The following is a 26,806-nucleotide window of genomic DNA, read 5'->3' as shown; positions in this document are numbered from 1 at the left end:
ACCCTTTGCCGCGAGGCCACCTCCGATGGCCCCTTGAACACCTCGATGACTCACGGGCGAGCCGCCGGCACGGCGACCGGCAGATTGCGTTCGACCAGCCCCAGCCCCTGCTGGAACAGCTGGTTGCTGCGCTCCACCTCGCCCAGCCGCGCCAGCAGGCGCCCCAGTTCGGCGCAGGTCTGTGGCCGGAATTCGAAACGCAGGCTCGCCTCCAGATAATCGCGCGCCTTGCCCCAGAGCTCGTTGCGCACGCTCAGGCGCCCGAGGGCGAGCAGCAGCGCCGGATCGTCGGGATGGTCCTTCAGCCAGCCTTCGGCCTGGGCGAGCTGGCGCGCGTCGTCGCGGCCCCTGACCTGTCCGTAGAGCTCCACCAGGCGTGCGTCGAAGCGCTTGCGGATGGCGGCCTGCAGGACCTCCTCGGCCTTTTCCTCGGCCCCCAGCCGGGCGAGGCCGGCGGCATACACCTCGACCAGCGCCGGTTCGCCACGCAGACCGTTGGGCATCGTCTGCCACTGCTGGTTGAGCGCCTGCAGGGCCTCGTCCCGGGCCTGCGCGGGCTGACCGGCCTGTTCGAGCGCAGCCGCCCAGGCCAGACGCTCCAGCTCATCGAGACGCTCGACGGGCAGGACCTTGTACTTGCGCAGTTCGGGCAGCAGGCGGCACAGCTCGGGCCATTCCTCCAGCTGCACGTACAGCTGCTGGAGCAAGGCCAAAACCTGTGGATGGCGCGGCTTCTGCTCGCGCAACAGGGCCAGCGACTCGCGCGCCTGCACGTAATCGCCCCGGGCGATCTGCAGCTGCGCCTGGGTCAGGCCGACGGCCAGGGCGGCGTCGGGCTCGCGCTCCCGGGCCTCGCTCAGCAGCGCGTCGCTCTGCGCGTAGTCGCCAAGTTCGTTGGCGGCGCGGGCGGCGCCCAGGTAATGCACGAGCGGCCTGCGGTCATGCCCGGCGGCGGCGCGCAGGTGTTCCAGCGCGGGGCCCCACTGCCCTTCGGCGAGCTCGCGCAGCCCCTTCTGCGAGGCCCGCTCGACCCGCCGCTGGCGGTGCCGGCGCGACCAGGGATTGACCAGCGTACCCGAGACGTAGAGCAGGCCCAGCAGCCAGTGCACCAGCACCGCCAGCAACCACAGGCAGGCCAGCAGCGCGAGGAATATCCAGAAGGTCGATTCGTAGCGGAAGCGATCGTAGGTGATCAGTACATAGCCGGCGCTCTGGCTGACGGCCCAGCCGAGCGCCCCGAGGCAGACCAGTACCAGCAACAGGACCAGCGCGTAGCGTTTCATAGTCCCTGCCCCTCGCCATCGGCCTGTTCAGCCGGCTGCCGGGCCTGGCCGGCTTCGCCTTCGAGCGAGGGCGCCTCGCGCTTGCGGATATAGCCCTGCAGCGCCTTCAGGGCAGGCGCCAGGTCCGGCAGCTCGACCGCGACCTGACGCTCGCGCAGCGCCTCGATGCGTTCGCGCAGCCCCCGGGCCTGGCCGTTCTCCTCGCTGAAGTGACCCCGCAGCAGCGCGCTCGCCTGCTCGAGGGACTGCCGATAGACCTCGGTGTTGCCGTTGAGCACCGCCCACTGCGCCTGCTCGATGGCCAGCGACAGCGCCAGGCGTACCTGGCCGAGGCTCTGTCCGGCCAGCAGCGGCTTGACGTCGTTTTCGGCATCCAGGTCGATGCGCACGTAGCGGGTCAGCGCGTCGAGCCACTGCCGCCAGCGCGGCGCATCGGTGCCGACCGCCGCCTCGCCGCCCATCTCGAATTCGGGCGCCAGCGCATTCAGTTGCGCGCTCTGGCCACGCAGCGCGCCGAGCTGCAGGAAAAGCCCGGTGCGGTCGAGCTCGGGCAGGCTGCGCAAGGCTTCCAGGCCCTCGAGCAGTTGCTGGCGCGCGGCATAGGCGGCCGGATCGTTCTGCTCGCGCAGGATGATGTCCGACTCTTCCAGCAACGCCTCGGCGCTGTTCACGTCCTGCATCGCCGACAGCCGCAGCATGGCCATCCGCAGCAGGTGTTCGGCCTCGGCCAGACGCCACTCCTCGCGGCTGGCGCCCAGGACCTGCTCGACACGGCCGGACAGACGCTGCTGGTCGCGCTGCAGGTTGCTCAACAGGCGGTGACGCTCTTCCAGCTCGTCGGCCGAAGGCAGGCGCTCGAGCCGTTGCAGACGCGACCCGAGTTCCCGCTCACGCTCGGCCAGACGCTGGGTCTGCTGCGCCGACTGCTGCAGTTCGCCCAGCTGCTGCACCTGCTGTTCCTGCTGCTGGCTGTACTGCTGGAGCTGCCAGAGGCTGTAGCCACCGACCGCGACGCCGGCCAGGCCAGCCAATAGCGCCAGTGACGCGATGGTGTTGGACGATCGCCCGGCGCGCGGGGCTGGTGCAGCCGGTTTTGCCGCAGAGGGCCTGGGCGCCGCAGGGGTGGCCGGCGGAATCGGCTTGTCGGATTCGGGTTTCTGCGGGTCTTTCTGATCTGCTTCGCTCACGTTTCCATCCTTTGCATCAGGGAGCGGCCGGCACGGGGGTGTCCCGCAACGCCGCCAGCAGGGCCGCGGCACTGGCGCCACGGCAATCGACGACGTCTCTGGCGCCCAGCTCGCGCGCCATCGAGGCGACCCGCGGGCTGGGCACGAACAATGGCTGCGTCAGCGGCCAGCGGGCGCCTGCAATCTCGTGCAACGATTGCAGGCCCTGCCCACTGCTGACCACCACGCCGTTCAGGCGTTCCGCCTGCAGCCGCTCGCCGAGAATGCCGGGCGGGTGATCGGGCAGGCGGCGGCGATAGAGTTCCAGGCTGTCGACCTGAACACCGCGCTCGCGCAGCGTCTGGGCGATCAGCCCGCGGCCGTCTTCGCCGCGCAGGATCAGCGCCCGGGGCGCGGGCCGCGACAGTGCCTCGGCAAGCGCGGGCAGCGCCAGCAAGGCTTCGCTGTCGTCGCCCGACACCGGCCAGCTGACCCGCAGCCCGTAGTCCTCCAGCAATGCACCGGTCGCCGCGCCGACGCTGAACCAGTGCTGGTCGAAGGGGGGCTGCGGCCAGTAGCGATCGATCAGCGCAAGGCCCAGCCGTGCGGCCGGCTTGCTGACCACCAGCACCGCGGCGTAACGGTCGAGTTCGAGGATGAGGCTGCGCTGCTCCGGGGTCTCGGGCAGCGGCTCGATCTGCAGCAGCGGCAGGCTGGCGCTGTGAACGCCGTGCTCGGCCAGCGTGGCGGCCAGCGCCGCGCACTCGTCGGCGGGACGGGTCAGCAGCAGCCGCCAGCCGGTCACGCGTCGCCGGCCTCGCCGTAGATGGCGCTCAGGATGTCCTGGGCGCCCTGGGCCAGCAGCGCATCGGCCACCCGCACGCCCAGTGCCTGCGCCTCGGCCACCGGCGCGCGGTCTTCGGCGCGCAGCAGCAGGCTGCCGTCAGGCTGACCGACCAGGCCACGCAGCCAGAGCTGGTCGCCTTCGAGAATCGCATAGCAGGCGATGGGCACCTGGCAGCCGCCGTTGAGGTGACGGTTCAGCGCCCGCTCGGCGAGCACCCTCCACTCGGTGGCGGCGTGGTGCAGCGGGCCGAGCAGGGCATGGATGTCGTGGTCGGCGGTGCGGCACTCGATGCCGACCGCGCCCTGCCCGCCCGCCGGCAGGCTGTCTTCGACGCTCATGCTCGAGCGGATGCGGTCGGCGAAGCCCAGGCGGATCAGGCCGGCGGCGGCCAGGATGATGGCGTCGTATTCGCCGGCATCGAGCTTGGCCAGGCGGGTGTTGACGTTGCCGCGCAGGAACTGGATCTTCAGATCGGGGCGCCGGGCCAGCAGCTGCGCCTGCCGGCGCAGGCTGGACGTGCCCACCACGCTGCCGGCCGGCAATGCGTCGAGGTTCTCGTAGGTGTTGGAAACGAAGGCGTCGCGCGGGTCTTCGCGCTCGCAGATGCAGTACAGGCCCAGGCCCTCGGGGAACTCCATCGGCACGTCCTTCATGGAGTGCACGGCGATGTCGGCTTCGTTCTCCAGCAGCGCGGTTTCCAGCTCCTTGACGAACAGGCCCTTGCCGCCGATTTTCGCCAGGGGTGCGTCCAGCAGCTTGTCGCCGCGACTGACCATCGGCACCAGGCTGACGCTCAGGCCCGGGTGCGCCTGTTCCAGGCGTGCCTTGACGTATTCGGCCTGCCAGAGAGCCAGCGCGCTCTTGCGCGTGGCGATGCGGATTTCGCGAAGCATGTGCAATTCCAGAGAAGATGAACTGCAGCCGATGATAACAGGCCCAAAGCGCGGACTGGGCTGGCCGGGATCAAGGAAGGAAGCTGGAAGCGAATCAGGGTGCGCGTTGGCGCCGAAGCGCCTTCAGGCTCGTTCCGCTTTTACTTCCAGCTTCCAGCTTCAGGCTTCAAGCTGCTTCTCAAAGGTTCTGCATCAGCTTGCGCACCCCGGCGACGTGGCGCCGGCTCACCGTCAGCGCCTCGCCTTCGAGCCCCTTGAGGAACAGCTGGAAGTGCCCCAGAGGAGTACGCTGCAGCCGCTCGATGCGGTCTCGGTAGACCAGCGCGTTGCGGTGGATACGCACGAAGCGGTCACCGAACTCGTCTTCGAGCGCCTTGAGCGGCTCATCGAGCAGCACCTCGCCGCCTTCGTGGCGCAGGGTGACGTACTTGTGGTCGGCGATGAAGTAGATGACCTGCTCCAGCGGGATCAGCTCGATGCCCTTGCGGGTCCGTGCGCTGATGTGGCTGCGGGCACCGGCACCGCTCACCGCGGCCGGGCGGGTCAGGGCCGCGAGCTGGACGCGGTTGGGTCGCTCGGCCTTGCGCAGGGCCTCGGCCAGGTTCTCCTGGCGCACCGGCTTGACCAGGTAGCCGACGGCGCTGACCTGGAAGGCTTCGAGCGCGAATTCATCATGGGCGGTGCAGAAGATCACCGCAGGCGGGGCATCTCGTTCGCAGAGTTTGGCGGCTACCTGCAAACCGTCGAGGCCGGGCATCCGGATGTCGAGCAAGACGACATCGGGCCGCAGGTCATCGATCAGGGTCAGAGCCTCCTCGCCATTGCTCGCGGCAGGCTCCAGTACGCGATAGCCGTCGAGCTCACCTACCAGTCGGCTGAGACGCTCACGCGCTAGAGGTTCGTCATCGACAATCAGGACATTCATATAGCTCTGGGTTCCTGCTTTTGTCTCGCACAAGGATAGCGTAGACAGGTGTAGTGGCGGCCGTTACGCCGCTCCACGCTGAGACTCGCGTGCGGCCCGAAAAGTGCCGCTAAACGTGCATCGATATTGTGCAGGCCTTGATTGGTCCCGCGGGAGGGCTGCGCTTGAGCGGTTTCGTCGTAGGGGTTGCTGACCCGCAGGAAAAACTCCCCGTCGCGGTAATGGGCCTCGACGCAGACCAGGCCGCCTTCGATGCGCGGCTGGATTCCGTAGATCAGGGCGTTCTCCAGCAGCGGTTGCAGGGTCAGTTGCGGGATCGGCAGATCGTCCGGCACCTCGTCGATCTGCCAGTCCATCTGCAGGCGCTCGCCGAGCCGGTACTGCTCGATCGACAGGTAACGCTGCGCCAGCAGCAGCTCATCGCGCCAGGGCACCAGGGTGCCGGGCCTGGCCAGGCTGGCGCGGAACAGGTCGGAGAGGTCCAGCACCGCCTGCTCGGCCTTCTGCGCATCGACCGGCACCAGGCTGGCGATGCTGTTGAGGCTGTTGAACAGGAAGTGCGGGCGGATGCGTGCCTGCAACGATTCGATGCGCGCCCGCAGCTCGGCCTGTTCCTGGCGCCGCCACTGGCTCTGCAGGTAGAAATAGCGCAGCAGCAGCCCGGACATGATCAGGCTGATCAGCGCGTGGCGCAGGTACAGATTGACCTCCCCGGCGCGCTGCAGCGGGCCGCCGAGCTGGTAGATATCGGCCACGGCGGTACAGGCCAGGGTCAGGCCGACCACCAGCAGGCAGCACAGCACGCCGGCCAGCGAGGCGCTCAGCCGGGCCAGCAGCGGCCGCAGCTGGCAGAGCATGCCCGCCGACAGCAGCACGATCCACTGCACGAAGAGCGAGGTCAGGGCCAGGCGCACCCAGTTGAAACCGGGCTGCATCGGCTCGGCCAGCACCAGCACGAGCACCATCAGCTCGGCCAGCAGCACCAGCCCGAGCAAGGCCTCGGACTGGCACAGCTCCGGCACGAAGAAATCGTCGGAAGGAGCGGGCGGTTTCGCCCGTTTGAACCAGGACATTCGCATGCGCAGAGTTTCCGCGTGGCGGCCCTGCAAAAGCAATCGGCCGCGAGGATGAGGCAGGCGCCTGGCGACGCCCGTGCGCGGCGAGTCTAGCGAGGCGCAGGCGGCGCGAACGTGTACGCCGCGGCAAAACCGAGCGAAGCCGCGCATCCGGCAGCGCGCCCGAGCCTGCTATGATCGTGCCCCTCTTCCGGTCCCGAGATTTCAGCGAGCGCATTTCATGAGCAACGACAAGACCAACCAGTCCTGGGGCGGCCGTTTCAGCGAGCCCGTCGACACCTTCGTCGCCCGTTTCACCGCCTCCGTCGAGTTCGACAAGCGCCTCTACCGCCACGACATCATGGGCTCGATCGCCCACGCCACCATGCTGGCGAAAGTCGGCGTGCTGACCGCCGAGGAGCGCGACGCCATCGAGGCGGGGCTCAGCGAAATCCAGCGCGAGATCGAGGCCGGCCAGTTCGACTGGCGCGTCGACCTCGAAGACGTGCACATGAACATCGAGGCGCGCCTGACCGACCGCATCGGTGTGACCGGCAAGAAGCTGCACACCGGCCGTTCGCGCAACGACCAGGTGGCCACCGACATCCGCCTCTGGCTGCGCGACGAGATCGACCTGATCCTCGCCGAACTCACCCGCCTGCAGGAAGGCCTGCTCGGCCTTGCCGAGGCCGAAGCCGATACCATCATGCCGGGCTTCACCCACCTGCAGACCGCCCAGCCGGTGACCTTCGGCCATCACCTGCTGGCCTGGTTCGAGATGCTCTCGCGTGACCACGAGCGCCTGCTGGACTGCCGCAAGCGGGTCAACCGCATGCCGCTCGGATCGGCCGCGCTGGCCGGCACCACCTACCCGATCCAGCGGGAAATCACCTGCGAGCTGCTCGGTTTCGAAGCCGTTTCCGGCAACTCCCTGGACGGCGTTTCCGATCGAGACTTCGCCATCGAATTCTGCGCCGCCGCCTCGCTCGCCATGATGCACCTGTCGCGCTTCTCCGAAGAGCTGGTGCTCTGGACCAGCGCGCAGTTCCAGTTCATCGACCTGCCCGACCGCTTCTGCACCGGCAGCTCGATCATGCCGCAGAAGAAGAACCCGGACGTGCCGGAACTCGTGCGCGGCAAGACCGGCCGCGTGTTCGGCGCCCTCACCGGCCTGCTGACCCTGATGAAGGGCCAGCCGCTGGCGTACAACAAGGACAACCAGGAAGACAAGGAGCCGCTGTTCGACGCCGCCGACACCCTGCGTGATTCGCTGCGCGCCTTCGCCGATATGGTCCCGGCCATCAAGCCCAGGCGCGAGGTCATGCGCGAGGCGGCCCGCCGCGGCTTCTCCACCGCGACGGACCTGGCCGACTACCTGGTACGCAAGGGCCTGCCGTTTCGCGACTGCCACGAGATCGTCGGCCATGCGGTGAAATACGGCGTCGACTCGGGCAAGGACCTGGCCGAGATGAGCCTCGAGGAACTGCGCCGTTTCAGCGACCAGATCGGCGAAGACGTGTTCGCCGTACTGACCCTGGAAGGCTCGGTCAACGCCCGCGACCACATCGGCGGCACCGCCCCGGCCCAGGTTCGCGCCGCCGTCGCCCGCGGCCGGGCACTGCTCGCCTCGCGCTGAGGCCGACCGACCCGCGCATCGAGGACCGGCGCAGGCCGCCGGTCCCGCTCCCGGCGCCAGGTCGCGGCAGATGGGGAACTCGGCCCGCTCGGCGGCACCCAACGGGCATCGCCCTTTGCCTAGCTACCGCCATGACCGACCTGCGCTCGTTGCTGCTGAACCAGGACACCCAGGGAGCCGAACTCTTCGACTCGCCCAAGGAGCGCCTGCTGTTCTACCGCTCGGAGATCCATTTCGAGTCGTCGCTGCTGGCCGACCGGACCAACTCCTACCTCGCCTCCCAGTCCTTTCTGATGATCGCCTTCGCCTCGTCGATGGCCAACAGCAATCCCGAGTGGGGCGAGCTGTTTCGCCTGGTGGTGCCCTCGATCCTGGCGGTGCTGGGGCTGATGACGTCCTTCCATGCGATGCCCGGCATCCGTTCCAATTTCGAGGTGATCGAGCGCTGGCACCAGAAACAGGCCGAGCTGCTGCAGATCGAAGGCCGCGCCGGCCTGCTGCCCAACAACGAATCGGCGCTGTTCGGCGAGGGTAACAGCCCGCCCGGCGGGGAACGCTACAAGCGAACGCTGCTGTTCTCGCTGCGCACCCCCATCATCTTCTCGTTCGTATGGGCGGCGTTCGGCCTGCTCTGCCTGGGCCTGGCGCTGGTCGGCTGAAGGCGCGGCGACTCAGAGCCAGTTCTTGAACTTGAACCAGGCATAGGACGCCGCCGCCGAGGCGACCATCATCGCCAGCGCCAGCGGGTAGCCATAGGCCCAGTGCAGCTCGGGCATGTGGTCGAAGTTCATCCCGTAGACCGTGCCGAGCAGCGTCGGCGGCAGGAACAGCACGGCGGCGATGGAGAACACCTTGATGATGCTGTTCTGCTCGATGTTGATCAGCCCGAGGGTGGCGTCGAGCAGGAAGGTCACTTCGCCGGAAATCTTCGCCTGGTGCTCGCCCAGCGAGCGCACGTCGCGCTCCACCGACTTGAGCGCGATACGCGCCGGTTCGCGCAGCCATTCGCTGGCGCCCAGACGCACGTAGCCGAGCTGGCGGGTGATGCTCAGCAGGCTGCCGCTGAGCTTGCCCAGCAGGCTGTTGTGACGGCCCAGATGCTTGACGATCAGCTGCAGGTCGGCCTTGCCCTGACGCACGTCGGCCGCATCGCTGAAGATGCTTTCCGACAGCGAATTGAGCTGCGACTGGATCATCTCCAGCACGTCGGCGATCCGATCGACGATGCTGTCGAGCAAGGTCGCCAGCAGCAGGTCGGGCGACGCGTGCTGGTTCAGGCCATGCGCATTCTTGGTTTCGAAGACGCTGAAGGCGGCGAGCTCGGCGTAGCGCACCGTCACCAGCCACTGGGCGCTCAGCACGAAGGTCACCTCGGCGGTCGAGGGCCGCTGCGCGCCGATGCCGCTGACCACGGTCGAGGTCATCAGCAGCGCACCGTCCTGCTCGCGCAACCGCGAGGAGTCCTCGATCTCGGCCATTTCCTCGCGGGTGGGAATATCCACGCCCAGCGCCCTTTCGACCCGCTGTTCTTCCTCCTGGCTGGGTTCGAGCAGGTCGACCCAGAGAAAGCTGGCGGGCAGTGGCTCGCCGGGGCCGATCGGCTGGCTTTTCAGTACACCGTTGACGACGTGATAGCAGGTGATCATGGGGGCCTCTTCCCAGGCGTGGACGCGACAGGTTGTCCAAGCCTGAGAGGCAACGCGAACCGCTTCGTTCAGTCCGCGTGGCGCGGCGCCCTCACGAAGCGCCGCCCGCCACGACCCCGAGCCGCTGCTCGCGCCGGTTCAGCCGGTGGCGAATGCGCGCCTGGCGCGCGGCGGTCAGCGGGTAGTTCCAGGCGATGAAGAACGCCAGCATGTAGAGCGCCACCGGCCCGAGGATATAGAGCACCCGCAGCGCCAGCAGATGAGTCGCGTCGTTCTGCGCGGTCGCATCGAAGCCGACCAGCGCCAGCAGCCCCAGCGACAGCCCCAGGCCCAGCGCCATGGCCAGCTTGTGTGCGATGCCCGACATGGCGAAGAACAGCCCGGCACGGTGCTCGCGACTGCGGGCGGTGTCCAGGTCGATGATGTCGGCCAGCATCGACAGCGGCAGGAACTGGAAGGCGGCGAAACAGAACCCCTTGAGGGCGAACATCACCGCGAAGGGCACCAGCTGGCCCGCCTCGAGGAAGAACATGCCGATGATGCTCACGCTGGACACCAGCACCGCGACGCAGAAGGCACGGTGCTTGCCGATGCGACGACCGAGGCTGAGCCAGAACGGGATGCCGAGGATGCCGACCCCGAAGTAGATCAGGTACATCAGGCCGATCTGCGCCTGGATCTGGATCACGTGCTGCATGAAGAACACCGACAGCGCGTTGCGGAAGGCCTCGCCGGTGATCACGATCAGCAGCACCAGCATCATGATCTTGAACGGCCCGTTCTTCTTCAGCACCCGCAGCCCCTGGCGCCAGTCGGTGCGCTTGACGGTACGCGGCGGCGCCTCCCGCACGCGGGTCACCACCAGCAGCACGGTCAGCGGCAGCAGCAGGATCAGCAACCAGGCCATCGACGCCAGGATCGGCCCGTAGCCGATGCCGAACTGGCCGTCGCGCCCCAGCAGCCAGACCATCGCCTGCATCAGCGCGCCGTCGGTATCGCCCGCCTCGAAGCGGCGCCCGAACGCCTGCACGATGGCGGGCGCCAGCGCGGCGAGAAACAGGCCGATCAACACGTAGGCCTCGCGCGAGGCCGTCACCCGGCTGCGCTGGTGGTAAGCGGTGGACAGCTCCGCGCCCCAGGCGCTGTAGGGCAGCGTGACCATGGTCCAGCCCAGGTACATCACCATCGTCCACAGCAACAGGTGCCAGACACCCACCCCGGCCGGCGGCATGAAGATCTGCACGGTACCGACCAGCATCAGCGGCACCCCCATCACCAGCCAGGGCTTGCGCCGCCCGAAGCGGGTCTGCCAGCGGTCGCTCAGGGTGCCGATCAGGGGGTCGGTGATCACATCGGTGATGCGCGCCAGCACCAGTACCAGCGCCATCAGCGCCATGTTCGCGCCCAGCTCCTGGGCATAGAACGGCGGCAGGTAGACGGCCAGGGGATAACCGATGATGGCCAGCGGCATGCCGATGGAGCCGTAGAGAACTATGGTGGAGCGCTTCAACTCGTCGGACTGGGTCATGGTTCCTCCCGCAGAGCGTCGTACGGCCGCAGCCGGACCGTCTGTTGTCGTTATTCTTCGTCTCCGGGCACGGCACGCCTGGGCGCCGCGCCGTCTCGGTTGTGCCACAGCGATGACGAACGCCTGAAGCGAGCCTCTGTAACAACAGATTCCAGCACCCCTCGATGGCCGTCCGAAGGGCTCTGACTCGGGCCTTTCAGCGCAGCCATGGCGATCCATCACGGACATGAATGGCTGCATTCGTGGCAGACTCGCCCCTCACCCCGAGGAGCGAGCCATGAGCGAAGCAGATGACGGCGAAGAGGCCTTCGCCGAAGAGACCCTGATCCAGGCCATCGAGAACCAGCTCGAGGCCGACGACCCACCCGCCGCCAAGGCGACGCTGAACAAGCTCACCCTGGTGGGCTACGAGCGTGACGAGATCCTGCACCTGATGGCGCTGGTGCTGGCCGCCGAGATCGCCGCGATGCTGCGCGAAGACCGTCCCTTCGATCGCGACGGCTACGAAGCGGCGCTGCGCCGCCTGCCCGATCTGCCCGAGGAGCCGTGAGCCGTCCGGGCGCAACCGCCCAGCGCGACTACACTTGCCCCACCGGGCCCGGGCCCATCACGCGAGGAGCAGCCAATGACCTATACCCCCGAACTCGTCGCCGAGCTGGAAATGCTCACGCTGTTCAACCTGGACAACACCCTGGAAGGGCTCAAGGTGCACCACGACGCCGCGCCGGACATGATCGCCGCGACCGGCCGGCTGCATGCCAAGGGCCTGACCAGCCAACCCGACGGCGGCTACCTGACCAGCCTGGGACGTGATGCCGCCGAACATGCGCAGACGCTGCTGACGATCCTTTCCGGACCGCGAACCGCCTGAATCCGACCCGCCCCGAGGGCGGCGCGCTCCCCTCCCCTTGCCGCCCCGGCACTGACCGGCGCGAGACCCGAGCTAAAGGCTCGCCGGTTCGCGCCGATCAGGTAGCTGATACCCATGATGCTGAACTGGCCGAATTATCCGATGAGCCGCCCCCAGGAAATCCGAACCGACCTCGACGAAGGGATCGACCGCAAAGACCTGTCCCTGCTGCGGACACGCTTTTTGAGCGTCAACGACGGCCGTCTGGAGCGCACCCGGCAGGCCATGTCGCCGCGCCAGCAGCAGGTGCTCACGCTGTTGCCGCTGCTGTTCGATACCAATCACCCGATCCTCCCGGGCTACGTCTCCAACGCCACGCCCTGCGGGCTCAGCGGCTTCAAGCCCGACGCCCGGCTGATCGCCGAGGCGCAGCGCCTGAGCCGCTCGTTCAGCCACAAGCCCCACCGGGGCCAGCGCAACGAGGCGATCCACGGCCTGTTCCTGATGGGCAGCCTGGGGACCGTGGCGCAGAACGAGCAAAGCGACCTGGACGTCTGGGTCTGCCACCAGCCCGACCTCGACCCCGCCGCCCTCGGGGAGCTGCGGCGCAAGTGCGATCTGCTCGAAGCCTGGGCCGCGACCCAGGGCACCGAGGCGCATTTCTTCCTGATCGACCCGGCGCGCTTCACCCAGGGCCGCGGCGCCGGCCCGCTGACCTCGGACGACTGCGGCACGACCCAGCACTACCTGCTGCTCGACGAGTTCTACCGCACCGCGATCTGGCTGGGCGGCAGGACGCCGCTGTGGTGGCTGGTGCCGGCCTACGAGGAGCACCGCTACGACCTCTACGTGGAGACGCTGATCCGCAAGCGCTTCATCCGCTCAGACGAGGTGCTGGACCTGGGCCACCTGGGCGACATCCCCGCCGGCGAATTCCTCGGCGCGGGCCTGTGGCAGCTCTACAAGGGCATCGAGTCGCCCTACAAGTCGGTGCTCAAGCTGCTGCTGACCGAGGTCTACGCCAGCGAGCATCCGGACGTGCAATGCATCGCCCTGCGCTACAAGCAGGCGGTCTACGCCAACCGGCTGGACCTCGACGAGCTCGACCCCTACATCGTGGTCTACCGCCGGCTGGAGGAATACCTCAGGGACCGTGGCGATCAGCAGCGCCTCGAACTGATCCGCCGCTGCCTCTACATCAAGGTCAACAAGCCGCTCAGCCGCCCGCCGCGCAACCGCCGCAAGAGCTGGCAGCGCCTGCTGCTCGAGCGCCTCACCGAGGAGTGGGGCTGGGACGCGCGCCAGCTCGCGATGCTCGACAGCCGCAGCCGCTGGAAGGAAGGCCAGGTCAGCCTGGAGCGTCGCGCGCTGGTCAACGAGCTGACCTACGGCTACCGCTTCCTCTCGCAGTTCGCCCGGCAGATGCAGGTGGTCAGCCCGATGGACAGCCACGACCTGGGCATCCTCGGCCGGCGCCTGTACGCCGCCTTCGAGCGCAAGGCCGGCAAGGTGGAGTTCATCAACCCCGGCATCTCCCCGGACATGGCCGAAGAAAGCCTGACCCTGGTGCTCCACACCGACCGCGACGGCGACCGCCAGTGGATTTTGCTGCGCGGCAACCTCAACGCCCTGGAATGGCGCAACTACGCGCCGCTCAAGCGCTCGCGCGACCTGGTCCCGCTGCTCGCCTGGTGCCACCGCAACGGCGTGATCGACGGCGGCACGCGCATCTCCCTGCATCCCGGCGACAGCGACCTGCGCGAAGCCGAGCTCTCGGGCCTGCTCGGCAGCCTCCAGCAGGTGCTGCCCGTCCCGCTGGGCACCGTGCCCGAGCAGGCGCTGCTGGCCAGCAGCGTGCCGAAGAAGGTGCTGCTGCTGATCAACGTCGGCGTCGATCCGCTGCCCCAGCACAGCCTGCTCAACGTGCACATCGCGACCGGCCGCACCGACTCGCTCGGCTATGCCGGCGCCCGCGAGAACCTGGTGGTGTCGATCGACCAGCTCACCCTCAACAGCTGGAACGAGCTGATGGTCAGCCGCTACGACGGCACCGACGCGCTGCTCGACTGCCTGCGCGACTACCTCGATGCGCTGCCGGCCGAGGGCGCCCTGCCCGAGCTCCACGTGCGCTGCCTGTGCCGCAACCGCGCGCCGCTGATCGCCCGGCGGGTCGAGGAACTGTTCGCCGACGCCCAGGCGAGCCTCGCCAGCTCACCCAACAGCCGCTACCTGCTGCAGGTCCGCCAGCACTATCACCTGATAGACCTGGTCCCCGGCCAGGTCCGCCACGCCAGCCTGCCGGACCTGCCGGCGCTGCTCGACCACCTGGGCGAGGGCCGCGCCGCCTACAGCCCGATCCACCTGGATCGCCACGCCAACGAGGTCAACGACCTGGGCGTGATCCTGCCGGCCGGCCAGCCGAACTGCCTGCAGGTGTTCTATCGCATCCGCGGGGAACAGGCCGAGCTCAGCGTGCTCGACGAACTGAACGCGCTATGGCGCCAGCACCTGCCGTTCAAGGACGAACTGACGTTGCTCACGCCGCTGCAGCGCTTCCTGCAGTCGATCCTGTACCGGCGCAACGCCATGCAGCCGCTCACCGACAACGGTCGCGGACCCACCATGGAAATCCTCTATCACCAGATCCTCCCGGCCCAGGGCGACCTGCCGCTGCGCCTGGAACGGCGCAGCGCACCACCGGCGCGGGTCAGCGACCCGTTCTACGACGTGCAGGCGATCATCGAGCCCGGTGACCGCGGCCGCACGCAGGTCAGCCTCTACTGCAATCACCGGGAATTCTCGGAACTCGAATACGGGCCGGACCTGTTCGCCACCGTGGCCCGCCACATCCTTGCCCAGCGACGCACCCGGGAACGCTATCCCTGCTACATCACCGACCTGGACCTGTCGGGCATGCTCGGCGACGGCCCGGCGCAGACGGTGCAGTACCTGCGCTACAAGACGCGCCTGGAAGCGGCGCTGAACCAGGCGCTGGAGCAGCAGGCACTCGACCCGTACTGAGCCGGCTCAGTGCCGCGAGGCGTTCGCCTCGGGCTGGTACTCGACGTCGAGCAGGGTGAGCGCGAGGACCTTGCCGCTGGGCGTCGCCCAGTCGATGTGCTGGCCGACGGACAAGCCGAGCAAGGCGGTGCCCACCGGCGCGAGCACCGAGACCGTACCCTCCTTGCCGGCATCCTGGGGATAGACCAGGGTCAGGTGGTAGTCCTTGTGGCTGCTCTCCTCGCGGCAGTGGACGCGCGAGTTCATCGTCACCACGCCGGGCGGCAGCTGGCTGCCGTCCAAGATCTGCGCGCGCGCCAGCTCCTTCTCCAGCGCTTCGGCAGCGGGGCCGTAGTCATCGAGGCTGTCCAGCAGGCGCTCCAGGCGCTGCAGGTCGGTGTGGGTCAGGGTGATGGGCGGTGCGCTGCTCATGGGCGGGTTGTCTCTCCACGGTGTGCGGGCAGAAAAAATAAAAAACCCCGCCCGAAGGCGGGGTTTCTTGAAGACCTGACTGGACCCTAACACAGCCCGGCAGATTATCAAGCCACCCTCGGCCGAGCGCCGAGGGAATCAGCGCAGCGCTTCGAAATCCAGCTCCGCTCCGCTCTGCTCCCGGGTCACGCGTTCGAGCAGTTCGCCCAGCGGCTCCTCGCTGGTGTCGCAGATCCAGAGCCCGGCGGCTTCGTCGTAGTCGAAGTGGAAACCGCCGGAACGGGCGGCCACCCACAGCTGCAGCAGGGCCGGCTGGCGGCTGAGGATCAGCTGGGTGCCGTTATCGAAGCGGACGGTCAGCACGCCGGCGGAATTTTCCAGATCGACATCCAGGTCGCTGTCGTCGAAGACGTCCTCGACCTCCTGTTGGGCGGCATCGATCAGGTCATGGTAGCGGGCTTCGTTCAAGCTCATGGTCGTGTTCCTGCAGGATGAAGGCAGCAACGGCCGCTCTGGCCGCCGACAAAGGCGCCGAGCTTAGCACCGCATCCTCCGGCCGACAGCAGGCGATCGCCCCGGCGGCGGCAATCGGCGGCTCACATAGGCAATCCGCCGGGTGCTGGGTATACTCCGGGCAATCGATTTTCCAAGGATTCAAACCCCATGAAGCGTCTACTGCTTCCCCTGCTCTCCCTGGTCGTGCTGGCTGCCGCGCTCGGCGGCTGCGGCCAGAAAGGCCCGCTGTACCTACCCGACAGCGACACCGCCAACGAGCGTTCCAAAGACCGTTTCGAACTCTAAGAGGAGGCATTCATGGAGGCCTTCTCGTACCGCGACGGTCAACTCTTCGCGGAGGGCGTGGCGCTGCCCGCTCTCGCGCAACGCTTCGGCACCCCCACCTACGTCTATTCGCGCGCCCACATCGAGGCCCAGTACCGGGCCTATGCCGACGCCCTCGAAGGCGTGCCGCACCTGGTCTGCTTCGCGGTCAAGGCGAACTCCAACCTGGGCGTGCTGAACGTGCTGGCCCGGCTCGATGCCGGCTTCGACATCGTCTCGCGCGGCGAACTCGAGCGCGTCCTGGCCGCCGGCGGCAAGCCCGAGCGCATCGTCTTCTCCGGCGTCGGCAAGACCCGTGACGACATGCGCCGCGCCCTGGAAGTCGGCGTGCACTGCTTCAACGTCGAATCGACCGACGAGCTCGAGCGCCTGCAGGAAGTGGCCGCCGAACTCGGCGTCGTCGCGCCCGTCTCGCTGCGGGTCAATCCCGACGTCGATGCGGGCACCCACCCGTACATCTCGACCGGGCTCAAGGAAAACAAATTCGGCATCGCCATCGTCGACGCCGAGGCGGTCTACGCCCGCGCCCATGCGCTGCCGAACCTGCAGGTCATCGGCGTCGATTGCCACATCGGCTCGCAGCTGACCAGCCTGCCGCCGTTCCTCGACGCCCTCGACCGGCTCCTGGCGCTGATCGATCGCCTCGCCGCCAGTGGCATCCGGATCCGCCACCTGGACCTGGGCGGTGGCCTGGGCGTGCGCTACCGCGACGAACAGCCCCCGCTGGCCGGCGATTACATCCAGGCGGTGCGCAAGCGCATCGAAGGCCGCGACCTGGCGCTGGTGTTCGAGCCGGGCCGCTCGATCGTCGCCAATGCCGGCGTGCTGCTGACCCGCGTGGAATACCTCAAGCACACCGAGCACAAGGATTTCGCCATCGTCGATGCGGCGATGAACGACCTGATCCGTCCGGCGCTGTACCAGGCCTGGATGGACGTGGTGCCGGTGACGCCCCGCGAAGGCGAGACACGCACCTACGACCTGGTCGGGCCGATCTGCGAGACCGGCGACTTCCTGGCCAAGGAGCGCGAACTGGCGCTCGCCGAGGGCGATCTGCTGGCGGTGCGCTCGGCCGGTGCCTACGGCTTCGTCATGAGCTCGAACTACAACACCCGCGGCCGCGCCGCCGAGGTGTTGGTGGACGGCACGAACGTCCACGAAGTGCGCCGGCGCGAAAGCGTGCAGGAGCTGTACGCGGGCGAAAGCCTGCTCCCTGCCTGAGGCCACGACGATGCTTTTGCGCTTTACCAAGATGCACGGACTGGGTAACGACTTCATGGTCATCGACCTGGTCAGCCAGCACGCGCACATCCAGCCCAAGCACGCCCGCCAGTGGGGCGACCGCCATACCGGCATCGGTTTCGACCAGTTGCTGCTGGTCGAGCCGCCCCAGGACCCGGACGTGGATTTCCGCTATCGCATCTTCAATTCCGACGGGTCGGAAGTGGAGCAGTGCGGCAACGGCGCCCGCTGTTTCGCCCGCTTCGTGCTCGACAAGCGCCTGACCATGAAGCGTCGGATTCGCGTCGAGACCAAGGGCGGCATCATCGAACTCGACCTTCGCCCCGACGGCCAGGTGTGCGTCGACATGGGCCCGCCGCGCACGCTTCCCGAACAGATTCCCTTTCTCGCCGACCAGGAAGCCCCGAGCTATACGCTGGACGTCGATGGCCAGACGGTCGAACTCTCGGCCGTGTCCATGGGCAACCCCCACGCGGTGCTGCGTGTCGAGGACCTGGACAACGCGCCGGTCCACGGCCTGGGCGCGAAGATCGAGCACCACCCGCGCTTTCCGCAGCGGGTCAACGTCGGTTTCCTGCAGGTGATCGACCGCCAGCGCGCACGCCTGCGGGTGTGGGAACGCGGCGCCGGGGAAACCCAGGCCTGCGGTACCGGCGCCTGCGCCGCCGCCGTGGTGGCGATCAGCCGAGGCTGGATGACGTCCCCGGTACAGCTCGAGCTGCCCGGCGGCCGCCTGTCCATCGAGTGGGCAGGTCCGGGACAGCCGGTTATGATGACCGGCCCCGCCGTTCGCGTGTATGAAGGACAGGTTCGCCTATGACCGACCAGCGTCAGGACCCGCCAGAGCAACTCGACCCGGAACAGGTCGCCGCTTTTCTCAGGGCACACCCGGAATTCTTCGTCGACTACGACGAGCTGATCGCCGAGCTGCGCATTCCCCACGCCCGGGGCGATGCCGTCTCGCTGGTGGAGCGCCAGGTCAAGCTGTTGCGCGAGCGCAACATCGAGATGCGCCACCGGCTGTCGCAACTGATGGACGTCGCCCGCGACAACGACCGGCTGTTCGACAAGACCCGTCGGCTGGTGCTGGATCTGCTGGACGCCAGCAGCCTGGAAGAGATCGTCGGTGCGGTGGACGACAGCCTGCGGCACGAATTCCAGGTGCCCTTCGTCAGCCTGATCCTGTTCAGCGAGACGCCGATACCGGTCGGCCGCAGCGTCACGGCGGCCGAAGCCCACCAGGCCATCGGCGGCCTGCTCGGCGACGGCAAGACCACCTGCGGCGTGTTGCGCCCCCACGAGCTGGCCTACCTGTTCGGCGAACAGGAAAGCGCCGGCATCGGCTCGGCGGCCGTGGTGTCGCTCACCCAGCAGGGCGTGCAGCAGGGCATCCTGGCCATCGGCAGCCCGGACCCTCAACACTACAAGAGTTCGCTCGGCACGCTGTTCCTCGGCTACGTCGCCGAGGTCCTGATCCGCGTACTGCCCCGCTTCTCCACGCCCCTGCGCTCGGTACGCTGAAGGTCGCCAAAGCGCCAGGCGGCACGGGCACGCAGCCGGGCGGGCGGCTTTGACTTGGAGCTTGACGCTTGACGCTTGCAGCTGACCTTGACGCCTACCTCGAACACCTGCGCAGCGAGCGCCAGGTGTCCCCGCACACCCTGGACGGCTACCGGCGCGACCTGCACAAGGTGCTCGGGCATTGCGAGCGCGCCCAGCTGAAGGACTGGTCGTCGCTCAAGCCCAACCACCTGCGCCAGCTGATCGCCGAACAGCATCGCAAGGGCCAGTCGAGCCGCAGCCTCGCGCGCATCCTGTCGTCGGTGCGCGGCTTGTATCGCTACCTCAACCAGGAAGGTCGCTGCAGCCATGATCCGGCCGCCGGGCTGAGCCCGCCCAAGGGCGAGCGGCGCCTGCCGCGCGTGCTCGACACCGACCGCGCGATGCAGCTGCTCGACGGCGGTATCGAAGACGACTTCATCGCCCGCCGCGACCAGGCGCTGCTCGAGCTGTTCTATTCCTCGGGGCTGCGCCTGTCCGAACTGGTCGGGCTGGATCTCGATCAGCTCGATCTGCCGGCCGGGCTGGTTCGCGTGCTGGGCAAGGGCAGTAAGGCGCGCGTGCTGCCGGTCGGACGCAAGGCCCGCGAGGCGCTCGAGGCCTGGCTGCCGCTGCGCGCCCTGGCATCGCCGGCCGACGGCGCGGTGTTTATCGGCAAGCAGGGACGGCGCCTGGGCGCCCGGGCGGTGCAGCTGCGCGTTCGCGAGGCCGGCGTGCGCGAACTCGGCCAGCACCTGCATCCGCACATGCTGCGCCACAGCTTCGCCAGCCACCTGCTGGAGTCCTCCCAGGACCTTCGCTCGGTCCAGGAGCTGCTCGGCCACGCCGACATCGGCACCACGCAGATCTACACCCACCTGGATTTCCAGCACCTGGCCAAGGTCTATGACCAGGCGCACCCCCGCGCCAAGCGCAGGCCGCGCGGCGAGGAATCCTGAGCCCGCCCTGCCCTCGCAGCGCTTTTCCGGAGCCGAGATGAGTATTCGCCTGATCACCTTCGACCTCGACGACACGCTTTGGGACGTCGCCCCCGTGATGCGCAGCGCGGAGACCACGCTGCGCAACTGGCTGACCGAACAGGCGCCGCGCCTGGGGACCTTTTCCCCCGAGCACCTGTGGGCGATCCGCAGCCGCCTGACCGACGCCGACCCCGGCCTGAAGCACCGCCTGAGCGAATTGCGCCGACGCATCCTGTTCCACGCGCTGGCCGAGGCCGGCTATCCCGACGATGAGGCGCAGGCGCTGGCCGAGCGCGGCTTCCAGGTATTTCTCGAAGCCCGGCATGCGGTGGAGCTGTTCCCCGACGTTCACGAAACCCTCGAGCGGCTGGCGGGACGCTACATGCTGGGCGTGCTCACCAACGGCAACGCCGACGTCCGCCGCCTGGGTCTGGCCGACTACTTTCGCTTCGCCCTCTGCGCCGAAGAGCTCGGCGTCGGCAAGCCCGACCCCAGGCCTTTTCGCGAGGCGCTTGCCCGCGCCGGCGTGGAGGCAGGCCAGGCGGTGCATGTCGGCGACCACCCGAGTGACGACATCGGCGGCGCACAACAGGCCGGCATGCGCGCGATCTGGTTCAACCCCACGGCGCTGCCCTGGGACCAGGCGCGCCAGCCGGACGCCGAGATCCGCAGCCTCGCGCAACTGCCCGCCGTGCTGCAGCGCTGGAGCCAGGCCTGAGCGCACAGATGAAAAAGCCCGCCAGACGGCGGGCTTTTTCATGGGTATCCACTAGATAGGGCGGCTACCGTACTTGCTGTCCGGCTTCTTGGGCGGATCGGCCACGACGTTCGGCTCGACTTCCTGCACCTTGCCGCCGCGCGCCAGGAACTCCTGCATGGCGCGTTCCAGCGCTTCACGTTCCTTCTGCTTGGCCTCGAGGCTGGGCAGCTCGTCCGGCTCGGCGGCCTTGGCCTTCTTCTTCGTCGGCGTCGCACGCTCGCTGTCGGTGCCTTCGTCATCGGCCCCGTCGTCGGCGTCGGTGTCGGCAGCGCTCAGCTCTTCGCTGTCCTCGTCCTCTTCGAGTTCAACGTCGTCCTGTTCGAGTTCTTCATCGCTCATGTTCAACCTCATGGCTTGCCAAAGCAGGTAAGTTATAGCCCAGCGATCGCGGAAGTCCGCTCCGCCCAAAAAGTTTCAACGCTCCATGCCCTGCAGGGTGGCCACTATCTGTCGCGAACCGCCATGGTCACGGTGTTCGCCCAGATACAGGCCCTGCCAGGTCCCGAGGGCCAGGCGCCCGTCGGCCACCGGCACACTCAGCTGACAACCCAGCAGGCTGGACTTGAAGTGCGCCGGCAGGTCGTCCGGACCCTCGTAATCGTGTTCGTAGCCGCTTTGTCCCTGGGGCACCAAGCGATTGAAGAACCGTTCGAAATCGCGTCTCACCGCGGCGTCGGCATTCTCGTTCACCGTCAGAGACGCCGAGGTGTGCCGCAGCCACAGGTGTAACAGACCGACCCGACATCGTTGCAGTTCCGGCAGTGCAACAAGCAGTTCGTCGGTGATCAGATGGAAGCCTCGCGGCCGTGCCCGCAGGCTGATCGTCGTCTGGTGCCACATGCCGGTCATCCACCCCGAGAGCTACTGGGCGCGCATTCTAGCGCGGCGCCGGAAAAAACAAAGGGCGCCCGTAGGCGCCCTCGTTATGACCGCGACGATCACTTTTTGTTGGTGAACTCCGGATAGGCTTCCAGGCCACACTCGGCGATGTCGACGCCTTCGTACTCTTCCTCTTCGCTGACCCGCAGTCCCATGACCATCTTGATGATGGACCAGACGATCAGGCTGGCGATGAACACCCAGGCGAAGATCGAGGCGGCGCCTAGCAGCTGCGCGCCAAAGGAGGCCTCGGCGTTGGTGAGCGGCACCACCAGCACGCCCCACAGTCCGACCACGCCGTGCACCGAAATCGCGCCGACCGGGTCATCCAGCTTGAGCTTGTCCAGCGCCAGGATGCTGAACACCACCAGCACGCCACCCACGCCACCGATCAGCGTGGCCTGCAGGGCGCTCGGGGTCAGCGGCTCGGCGGTGATGGCCACCAGGCCAGCCAGCGCACCGTTGAGGATCATGGTCAGGTCGGACTTGCCGAACAGCAGGCGGGCGGTGATCAGCGCCGCGATCAGGCCACCGGCGGCGGCCATGTTGGTGTTGACGAAGACCTGGGCGACGGCGTTGGCATCCTCGAGGGTGCTGACGCGCAGCTGCGAGCCGCCGTTGAAGCCGAACCAGCCCAGCCATAGGATGAAGGTACCGAGCGCGGCCAGCGGCATGTTGGCGCCGGGGATGGCGTTGACCTGACCGTTCGGGCCGTAGCGACCCTTGCGCGGGCCGAGCAGCAGCACGCCGGCCAGGGCAGCCGTGGCACCGGCCATGTGCACGATGCCGGAACCTGCGAAGTCCATGAAACCGGCCGCGTCGAGGAAGCCGCCGCCCCATTTCCAGAAGCCCTGGATCGGGTAGATGAAGCCGGTCATGACCACCGCGAAGGCGATGAACGCCCACAGCTTCATCCGCTCGGCCACCGCACCGGAGACCACCGACATGGCGGTCGCGGCGAAGACGATCTGGAAGAAGAAGTCCGCGCGGGCCGAGTAGTAGGGCGCGTCCTCGCCACCGGCGGCGACCACGTCGACCGCGTTCTCGTCGCCGATCAGGAAGCCCAGGCTCGGCAGGATGCCGCCCTCGGGGCTCGAGTACATGATGTAGTAGCCGATCAGCAGATACATGATCGAGGCCACCGCGTAGAGCACGATGTTCTTGGTCAGGATCTCGGCGGTGTTCTTGGCCCGGACCAGACCCGATTCGAGCATGGCGAAGCCGGCCGCCATCCACATCACCAGCGCGCCACAGAGGACGAAGTAAAGGGTATCGAGTCCGTACTGGACGGGTATCAAAGCTGTGCTATCCATGTTTCACCTCTTGCTGTGGCGCCAAGGCGCTATTCGATCAACAGGCCACCGGGAACGCGCCGCCTGTGAAGGTCTGTCATCGCGCCCGGGTTGGCTCCGGGCGCTCTCCCTAAGCCTTAAAGGTTGTATCCACGCTCGTTGTGCTGGGCGAGATCGAGACCGACCGTCTCTTCCTCTTCGCTGACGCGAAGTCCCATCACGCTGTCGATCACCTTGAGGATCACGAAGGTGACGATGGCGGTGTACACGACCGTGAACAGCACGCCCTTGAACTGGATCCAGAGTTGCAGCGCAACGCTCTCCACCTCGCCGAAGCCACCGAAGGCCGGCGCCGCGAAGATGCCGGTCAGCAGCGCGCCGACGATGCCGCCGACGCCATGCACGCCGAAGGCGTCCAGGGAGTCGTCGTAGCCGAGCTTGCGTTTGAGGCTGGTCGCGCAGAAGAAGCAGATCACGCCGGACGCCAGGCCGATCGCCAGGGCACCCATCGGGCCGACGGTTCCGGCAGCCGGAGTGATGGCGACCAGGCCGGCGACCACGCCCGAGGCGATGCCCAGGGCGCTGGGCTTGCCGTGGGACATCCACTCGGCAAACATCCAGCCCAGGGCGGCGGCCGCGGTGGCGATCTGGGTGACCAGCATGGCCATGCCCGCGGTACCGTTGGCGGCCACGGCGGAGCCGGCGTTGAAGCCGAACCAGCCGACCCAGAGCATGGCGGCGCCGACCAGGGTCAGGCCCAGGTTGTGCGGGGCCATCGGCGTGGTCGGGTAGCCCTTGCGCTTGCCCAGCACCAGGCAGGCCACCAGGCCCGCGATACCGGCATTGATGTGCACCACGGTGCCGCCGGCGAAGTCCAGCACGCCCCAGTCCCACATCAGGCCGCCGTCGCCGCCCCAGACCATATGGGCGATCGGCGCGTAGACCAGGGTGAACCAGACGGCCATGAACACCAGCATCGCCGAGAACTTCATGCGCTCGGCGAAGGCACCGACGATCAGCGCCGGCGTGATGATGGCGAAGGTCATCTGGAAGGTGATGAAGACGCTTTCAGGAAAGGCTTCGGTGAGGCTGTCGGTGGTCAGGCCGCTGAGAAACGCACGGTCCAGACCGCCGACGAAGGAATTGAAGTTGGTGACCCCCGCTTCCATGCCCGTGGTGTCGAACGCCAGGCTGTAGCCGTAGACCACCCAGAGGATGCTCATCAGGCCGGTGACGGCAAAGCACTGCATCATCACCGAGAGAATGTTCTTGGAGCGGACCATGCCGCCGTAGAACAGGGCCAGGCCTGGAATGGTCATGAACAGCACCAGCGCGGTGGCGGTCATCATCCAGGCCGTGTCACCCGAATCGAGCGTTGCCTCCTGGGCCATGGCCAAGCCGGGGCTAAGCAGAGACAACAGGGCTCCTAGCCCTGCGAATCTTCGCAGAGTCATGTCTTACTCCTGGGGCGTGGGGGTTCGCAGGGTTTGCTTAAATCGCGTCGGTATCGGTTTCGCCGGTACGGATACGGATGGCTTGCTCGAGATTCACGACGAAGATCTTGCCGTCGCCGATCTTGCCGGTGTTGGCGGCCTTGGTGATGGCTTCGATGACACGGTCGAGCTGATCATCGGCGATCGCCACGTCGATCTTCACCTTCGGCAGGAAGTCGACGACGTATTCGGCTCCACGGTACAGCTCGGTGTGGCCCTTCTGACGACCGAAGCCCTTGACCTCGGTGACGGTGATGCCCTGGACGCCGATTTCGGACAGCGACTCACGCACGTCGTCCAGCTTGAACGGCTTGATGATGGCAGTGACTAGTTTCATGAAACTTCTCCCGTTTAGGTGGACTTGCCCCAGAAGTACGAACCCGGATCAAGTCTAAGCTGAGTGTCCGACTGTTGTAACGCGCCGACGTGAGCCAGGCGCGCATCCGACACCACCAACCGCTCCAAATAACCTTTCGCCCTGCACCGCGACTGCATGGTGCATGCGTCACAACCGCTAAAGCAGAAACAGTGCCAGATTGTTTCAACCGCCGCCCTGGCAGGCCTGGCGCGCCTTTTGGCCTCACCACGAGAGGCCGGACGAGCGGTATACGCACCAATATCGACCACCCAGCCAAGCGGGCACGCCCCAAAACAGGGCTTAGGCGGAGGCGCCAGCCCGCCGAAAAACGCGTGTTACACTGCGGATCGGCTCACTCAGGAATCACCACATGCTGCCTCCAAAAGCTTTTCTCGACGCTCTGGGTTCGCAGGCCTCGCGCCTGTTCAATGGTGAAAATCCGCTGCCGCGCGGTGAGTTCGAGGCGCAGTTCAAGGCCGTGGTGCAGAACGCCCTGAGCAAGCTCGACGTCGTCAGCCGCGAAGAATTCGACAGCCAGATGGTGGTGCTCGCCCGCACCCGCGCACGCCTGGAGGCACTGGAAGCCAAGGTGGCGGAACTGGAAGAACGCATGACGCCGCCAACGTCCGAATAGACGAGGCGGCATGACGATCAAGGAGTGATCGGATGTCCCTGGCAATTGTTCACAGCCGCGCCCAGATCGGCGTCGAGGCGCCCACCGTCACGGTGGAAGCGCACCTGGCCAACGGCCTGCCCTCCCTGGCGCTGGTCGGCCTGCCCGAAACCGCGGTCAAGGAAAGCAAGGACCGCGTACGCAGCGCCATCCTCACCTCGGGGTTCGATTTCCCCGCCCGACGCATCACCCTCAACCTCGCACCCGCCGACCTGCCCAAGGACGGCGGCCGCTTCGACCTGGCCATCGCGCTGGGCATCCTCGCCGCCAGCGCGCAGATACCGGCGGCCGGGCTCGAGGCCGTCGAATGCCTGGGCGAACTCGCGCTTTCCGGCGCCCTTCGACCGGTTCAGGGCGTGTTGCCCGCCGCCCTTGCCGCGCGCCAGGCCGGACGCGCGCTGCTGGTGCCACGGGCGAATGCCGAGGAAGCCAGCCTGGCTTCGGGCCTGACGGTGTTCGCCGCCGATCACCTGCTGGAAGTCGCCGCTCACTTCAGCGGCCAGACGCCCATCGCGCCCTATGAAGCCCAGGGGTTGCTGCGCCAGGTGCTGCCCTATCCGGATCTCGCCGACGTGCAAGGTCAGCTGGCCGCCAAGCGCGGCTTGCTGGTAGCCGCCGCCGGCGCGCACAACCTGCTGTTCTCCGGCCCGCCGGGCACCGGCAAGACGCTGCTGGCCAGCCGCCTTCCCGGCCTGCTGCCACCGCTCGACGAGCAGGAAGCGCTGGAGGTGGCGGCCATCCAGTCGGTGGCCAGCCAGTCGCCGCTGGCCCACTGGCCGCAACGCCCGTTCCGCCAGCCCCATCATAGTGCGTCGGGTCCCGCGCTGGTCGGAGGCGGCAGCCGCCCGCGCCCCGGCGAGATCACCCTGGCGCACCAAGGCGTGCTCTTTCTCGACGAGCTCCCCGAATTCGATCGCAAGGTCCTGGAAGTGCTGCGAGAGCCGCTCGAAAGCGGCCATATCGTGATCGCCCGCGCCCGCGACAAGGTGCGCTTCCCGGCGCGTTTCCAGCTCGTGGCGGCGATGAACCCCTGCCCGTGCGGCTACCTGGGCGACCCCAGCGGCCGTTGCCGCTGCTCGGCCGACCAGATCCAGCGCTACCGCGGCAAACTTTCCGGCCCGCTGCTCGACCGCATCGACCTGCACCTGACCGTGGCGCGCGAAGCGACCTCGCTGCATGCCCCTCCGGTCAGCGCCGAACGCAGCGAGACGGTGGCCAGGCAGGTCGCCGCGGCGCGGCATCTGCAACTGGCCCGGCAGGGGTGCGCCAACGCCTTTCTCGATCTGGCCGGCCTGCGCGAGCACTGCGCCCTGACGGCCGAGGACCAGCAGTGGCTCGAACGCGCCAGTGAACGGCTCGGGCTGTCGCTCCGGGCCGCCCACCGGATCCTCAAGGTCGCCCGCACCCTGGCCGACCTCGAGGCCGTCCCGGCGATCGGCCGAAGTCATCTCGCCGAAGCCCTGCAATACCGCCCCGGCAGCAGCTGAAC

Annotated in this window: 28 protein-coding genes; 13 read left to right on the top strand and 15 right to left on the bottom strand. The window is 67.6% G+C overall.

Translation table 11 applies throughout. The annotated features are described in order from the left end of the window. Positions 1 to 50: 50 nt before the first annotated feature. From DN824_RS09100 to DN824_RS09075, 6 genes are all read right to left on the bottom strand, one after another. Positions 51 to 1,283 (bottom strand): heme biosynthesis HemY N-terminal domain-containing protein, encoded by a 1,233-nt coding sequence (locus DN824_RS09100; RefSeq protein WP_138408042.1) that lies wholly within the window; start codon positions 1,281 to 1,283, stop codon positions 51 to 53. Next, positions 1,280 to 2,470, bottom strand: coding sequence for a uroporphyrinogen-III C-methyltransferase (locus tag DN824_RS09095; RefSeq protein ID WP_138408041.1), 1,191 nt, complete (start codon positions 2,468 to 2,470; stop codon positions 1,280 to 1,282). Before DN824_RS09095 ends, DN824_RS09100 begins: the two co-directional genes overlap by 4 nt. Positions 2,471 to 2,486: 16 nt before the next feature. Further along, positions 2,487 to 3,254 (bottom strand): uroporphyrinogen-III synthase, encoded by a 768-nt coding sequence (locus DN824_RS09090; protein WP_138408040.1) that lies wholly within the window; start codon positions 3,252 to 3,254, stop codon positions 2,487 to 2,489. Further along, a complete protein-coding gene (gene hemC, locus DN824_RS09085) occupies positions 3,251 to 4,189 on the bottom strand; it encodes a hydroxymethylbilane synthase (RefSeq protein ID WP_138408039.1) in 939 nt (312 codons plus the stop codon). The genes DN824_RS09090 and hemC overlap by 4 nt, the downstream gene beginning before the upstream one ends. Before the next feature lie 178 nt (positions 4,190 to 4,367). After that, a complete protein-coding gene (locus tag DN824_RS09080) occupies positions 4,368 to 5,114 on the bottom strand; it encodes a LytR/AlgR family response regulator transcription factor (protein ID WP_138408038.1) in 747 nt (248 codons plus the stop codon). Further along, positions 5,111 to 6,193, bottom strand: a complete 1,083-nt coding sequence (locus DN824_RS09075; protein ID WP_282096981.1) for a sensor histidine kinase — start codon at positions 6,191 to 6,193, stop codon at positions 5,111 to 5,113. Before DN824_RS09075 ends, DN824_RS09080 begins: the two co-directional genes overlap by 4 nt. Before the next feature lie 217 nt (positions 6,194 to 6,410). On the opposite strand from DN824_RS09075, the gene argH reads away from it, so the two are divergent. After that, positions 6,411 to 7,805, top strand: coding sequence for an argininosuccinate lyase (gene argH, locus DN824_RS09070; protein ID WP_138408037.1), 1,395 nt, complete (start codon positions 6,411 to 6,413; stop codon positions 7,803 to 7,805). Between the two features lie 131 nt (positions 7,806 to 7,936). Beyond that, a complete protein-coding gene (locus DN824_RS09065; RefSeq protein WP_138408036.1) occupies positions 7,937 to 8,464 on the top strand; it encodes a hypothetical protein in 528 nt (175 codons plus the stop codon). Between the two features lie 12 nt (positions 8,465 to 8,476). On the opposite strand, the gene DN824_RS09060 is transcribed toward DN824_RS09065, so the two are convergent. After that, positions 8,477 to 9,451 carry a magnesium transporter CorA family protein gene (locus DN824_RS09060; RefSeq protein ID WP_138408035.1) on the bottom strand — a complete coding sequence of 325 codons (975 nt, stop codon included), beginning with the start codon at positions 9,449 to 9,451 and terminating at the stop codon, positions 8,477 to 8,479. A 91-nt stretch (positions 9,452 to 9,542) separates the two neighbouring features. Beyond that, a complete protein-coding gene (locus DN824_RS09055) occupies positions 9,543 to 10,979 on the bottom strand; it encodes an MFS transporter (protein ID WP_158295317.1) in 1,437 nt (478 codons plus the stop codon). Positions 10,980 to 11,256: 277 nt separating this feature from the next. On the opposite strand from DN824_RS09055, the gene DN824_RS09050 reads away from it, so the two are divergent. The 3 genes from DN824_RS09050 to DN824_RS09040 all read left to right on the top strand — a co-directional run bounded on the left by DN824_RS09050 (position 11,257) and on the right by DN824_RS09040 (position 14,850). After that, positions 11,257 to 11,529: a hypothetical protein gene (locus DN824_RS09050; RefSeq protein WP_138408033.1), complete on the top strand. Its 273-nt coding sequence runs from the start codon at positions 11,257 to 11,259 to the stop codon at positions 11,527 to 11,529. Positions 11,530 to 11,604: 75 nt separating this feature from the next. Then, on the top strand, positions 11,605 to 11,850 hold the full coding sequence (locus DN824_RS09045; protein ID WP_138408032.1) for a TIGR02647 family protein: 246 nt from the start codon (positions 11,605 to 11,607) through the stop codon (positions 11,848 to 11,850). Positions 11,851 to 11,991: 141 nt separating this feature from the next. Then, entirely contained in the window at positions 11,992 to 14,850 is a 2,859-nt protein-coding gene (locus DN824_RS09040; RefSeq protein ID WP_138408134.1) for a class I adenylate cyclase, read from the top strand. Positions 14,851 to 14,856: 6 nt separating this feature from the next. On the opposite strand, the gene rnk is transcribed toward DN824_RS09040, so the two are convergent. Both rnk and cyaY read right to left on the bottom strand, forming a co-directional pair. Continuing rightward, positions 14,857 to 15,261 carry a nucleoside diphosphate kinase regulator gene (gene rnk, locus DN824_RS09035; RefSeq protein ID WP_138408031.1) on the bottom strand — a complete coding sequence of 135 codons (405 nt, stop codon included), beginning with the start codon at positions 15,259 to 15,261 and terminating at the stop codon, positions 14,857 to 14,859. A gap of 138 nt (positions 15,262 to 15,399) precedes the next feature. Next, on the bottom strand, positions 15,400 to 15,735 hold the full coding sequence (gene cyaY, locus DN824_RS09030; protein ID WP_138408030.1) for an iron donor protein CyaY: 336 nt from the start codon (positions 15,733 to 15,735) through the stop codon (positions 15,400 to 15,402). 189 nt (positions 15,736 to 15,924) lie between these two features. Here cyaY and lptM point away from each other — a divergent pair, with 189 nt between their 5' ends. The 6 genes from lptM (at position 15,925) to DN824_RS09000 (ending at position 20,580) form a co-directional block, all read left to right on the top strand. Then, positions 15,925 to 16,062 (top strand): LPS translocon maturation chaperone LptM, encoded by a 138-nt coding sequence (lptM, locus tag DN824_RS09025; RefSeq protein ID WP_138408029.1) that lies wholly within the window; start codon positions 15,925 to 15,927, stop codon positions 16,060 to 16,062. A gap of 12 nt (positions 16,063 to 16,074) precedes the next feature. Continuing rightward, positions 16,075 to 17,322 carry a diaminopimelate decarboxylase gene (gene lysA / locus DN824_RS09020; protein ID WP_138408028.1) on the top strand — a complete coding sequence of 416 codons (1,248 nt, stop codon included), beginning with the start codon at positions 16,075 to 16,077 and terminating at the stop codon, positions 17,320 to 17,322. A gap of 10 nt (positions 17,323 to 17,332) precedes the next feature. Next, on the top strand, positions 17,333 to 18,163 hold the full coding sequence (dapF, locus tag DN824_RS09015; protein WP_138408027.1) for a diaminopimelate epimerase: 831 nt from the start codon (positions 17,333 to 17,335) through the stop codon (positions 18,161 to 18,163). Continuing rightward, the gene (locus tag DN824_RS09010) at positions 18,160 to 18,864 is read left to right on the top strand and encodes a DUF484 family protein (protein ID WP_138408026.1); all 705 of its coding nucleotides are present in this window, start codon (positions 18,160 to 18,162) and stop codon (positions 18,862 to 18,864) included. Before dapF ends, DN824_RS09010 begins: the two co-directional genes overlap by 4 nt. Positions 18,865 to 18,932: 68 nt before the next feature. Then, positions 18,933 to 19,841 (top strand): tyrosine recombinase XerC, encoded by a 909-nt coding sequence (gene xerC, locus DN824_RS09005; RefSeq protein ID WP_138408025.1) that lies wholly within the window; start codon positions 18,933 to 18,935, stop codon positions 19,839 to 19,841. A gap of 37 nt (positions 19,842 to 19,878) precedes the next feature. Further along, entirely contained in the window at positions 19,879 to 20,580 is a 702-nt protein-coding gene (locus DN824_RS09000; protein WP_138408024.1) for an HAD family hydrolase, read from the top strand. A gap of 51 nt (positions 20,581 to 20,631) precedes the next feature. On the opposite strand, the gene sutA is transcribed toward DN824_RS09000, so the two are convergent. The 5 genes from sutA to glnK all read right to left on the bottom strand — a co-directional run bounded on the left by sutA (position 20,632) and on the right by glnK (position 24,623). After that, positions 20,632 to 20,961, bottom strand: a complete 330-nt coding sequence (gene sutA, locus DN824_RS08995; protein WP_138408023.1) for a transcriptional regulator SutA — start codon at positions 20,959 to 20,961, stop codon at positions 20,632 to 20,634. Positions 20,962 to 21,036: 75 nt separating this feature from the next. Beyond that, positions 21,037 to 21,462: a secondary thiamine-phosphate synthase enzyme YjbQ gene (locus DN824_RS08990; protein ID WP_138408022.1), complete on the bottom strand. Its 426-nt coding sequence runs from the start codon at positions 21,460 to 21,462 to the stop codon at positions 21,037 to 21,039. 98 nt (positions 21,463 to 21,560) lie between these two features. Then, a complete protein-coding gene (locus DN824_RS08985) occupies positions 21,561 to 22,814 on the bottom strand; it encodes an ammonium transporter (RefSeq protein ID WP_138408021.1) in 1,254 nt (417 codons plus the stop codon). A gap of 116 nt (positions 22,815 to 22,930) precedes the next feature. Then, positions 22,931 to 24,247 carry an ammonium transporter gene (locus tag DN824_RS08980; protein ID WP_138408020.1) on the bottom strand — a complete coding sequence of 439 codons (1,317 nt, stop codon included), beginning with the start codon at positions 24,245 to 24,247 and terminating at the stop codon, positions 22,931 to 22,933. Positions 24,248 to 24,284: 37 nt separating this feature from the next. Then, positions 24,285 to 24,623, bottom strand: a complete 339-nt coding sequence (gene glnK / locus DN824_RS08975; RefSeq protein ID WP_003096476.1) for a P-II family nitrogen regulator — start codon at positions 24,621 to 24,623, stop codon at positions 24,285 to 24,287. Positions 24,624 to 25,014: 391 nt separating this feature from the next. On the opposite strand from glnK, the gene DN824_RS08970 reads away from it, so the two are divergent. Continuing rightward, on the top strand, positions 25,015 to 25,278 hold the full coding sequence (locus DN824_RS08970) for an accessory factor UbiK family protein (RefSeq protein ID WP_138408019.1): 264 nt from the start codon (positions 25,015 to 25,017) through the stop codon (positions 25,276 to 25,278). A gap of 32 nt (positions 25,279 to 25,310) precedes the next feature. Beyond that, positions 25,311 to 26,804: a YifB family Mg chelatase-like AAA ATPase gene (locus tag DN824_RS08965; RefSeq protein WP_138408018.1), complete on the top strand. Its 1,494-nt coding sequence runs from the start codon at positions 25,311 to 25,313 to the stop codon at positions 26,802 to 26,804. Positions 26,805 to 26,806 lie beyond the last annotated feature (2 nt).

It is taken from the genome of Stutzerimonas nosocomialis, from assembly GCF_005876855.1.
Taxonomy (GTDB): Bacteria; Pseudomonadota; Gammaproteobacteria; order Pseudomonadales; family Pseudomonadaceae; genus Stutzerimonas; species Stutzerimonas nosocomialis.
Note: the sequence above shows the minus strand (reverse complement) of the source record. Positions and strands in the feature narration are given on the sequence as shown.